2 protein-coding genes and 1 pseudogene are annotated in these 1295 nt (G+C 34.2%); 1 reads left to right on the top strand and 2 read right to left on the bottom strand.

Annotation, left to right across the window (positions count from 1 at the left end):
* Both CJF42_RS25950 and CJF42_RS25945 read right to left on the bottom strand, forming a co-directional pair.
* Positions 1–227: pseudogene (locus tag CJF42_RS25950) on the bottom strand (phage integrase); the annotation flags it as partial.
* A gap of 3 nt (positions 228–230) precedes the next feature.
* Positions 231–851, bottom strand: a complete 621-nt coding sequence (locus CJF42_RS25945) for a LexA family protein (RefSeq protein WP_095369364.1) — start codon at positions 849–851, stop codon at positions 231–233.
* A 235-nt stretch (positions 852–1086) separates the two neighbouring features.
* Here CJF42_RS25945 and CJF42_RS25940 point away from each other — a divergent pair.
* On the top strand, positions 1087–1295 hold a 209-nt coding region (locus tag CJF42_RS25940), incomplete at its 3' end, for a hypothetical protein (protein ID WP_141235699.1).

Below are 1295 nucleotides of genomic sequence, written 5' to 3'. Positions count from 1 at the left end.
TCAAAGCTGAGGTTATTATGCATATACCAAATAGGAATTAATTCGCTAATCCTCCTAGTATCTTTGGGCTTTTCTAACCAGTCTTTATTGTGATGTTGGCTTAATATGAATTTTTCAAATTTTAAAGCTTCTGCTTTAGTATCAAATTTTTTCCGATAGCGCTTACCGTTACGACCATCAGGTCGTATATCAACTAAAAATCCGGAATCAATTTTTTTAATCGTCATAAATTAAAGCATACTGCCAGCATAAATAACTCTTCCAACTATTGTGCAATTACCGTTAATAGCTATGAATTGTTCTGGCCAGTTAGGATTTATCGCTTTTAAGAATTTTTTATCTCCTTCAATAATCAGCTGTTTGAAAGTCGCTTGATTTGAATCATCTAAACGGGCTACAACATAAGAGCCATTTTCAACTTGTGCTTCAGGGTCTACAAAAATATGATCACCACTCATAAATTTAGTTTCCATGCTTGCACCTTCTACACGTAAAACAAATGAGCGTTCGCTACAATTAACAGGGCAAAGAAATCTATCAGCTTCAATTTGGTCTATTTCTATAATTTCACTCCACATTCCTGCTTGAACCCAACTAATTAAAGGTAGGTTGTTTCTAAAGTGTGGAAGAAATGAAACATTTGAGTTTTCAGATTCAGAAATTCCGAATCTTAACCATTCAGGAGTGCAATCTAATCCTTTAGCAATATTATCTAATCTTCTGGGGTTATCTACTCTCCCAGACTCGATGCCTTGAAGAGACTGTTGAGCCAAACCAATTATTTCTGCTAGTTTTTTTTGCGTTAAGCCTAACGCTTCACGCCTTTCTTTTATTCTTTTGCCTAAAGACATAAATAACCTTTTTTAGAAGTAACAGGCCTAAAACTGCTATTCCAACGAGGTTTTAACAGTTTTTTGTATGCTCTTTTAATGATTACAGTAAAAAACTGTATTGACAAACAGGTTAAAACGGATCTGGTATACTCCTTAACGAGGTTTTAACTGTTTTAAACTGTTGAGCTTTAATCGATATTATTAGTTTTATGAGTATTAGCTCAAAAACTTGATGTTTAAAAGGATCTTTAAAGTGATTGCAATAGCTACTCCACTATTAACCATTCAAGGTTTTGCTGAGGTATCAAATCAAACGGTTGATGCAGTAACAAAACAGATAGAAAGGGGTGTTTTACCTACGGTTCAGCCTATGGGAAAAAACACTCGAAAGTTTATAAATATGGTTGCTCTTACAGAACACTTAGCAAGTGTTGAATATAACAAAAGTGAATGGAATCAGGC

The sequence above is a fragment of the Pseudoalteromonas sp. NBT06-2 genome (genome assembly GCF_002276045.1).
Taxonomy (GTDB): domain Bacteria; phylum Pseudomonadota; class Gammaproteobacteria; order Enterobacterales; family Alteromonadaceae; genus Pseudoalteromonas.
This window is presented reverse-complemented; position numbering and strand designations above follow the sequence as displayed.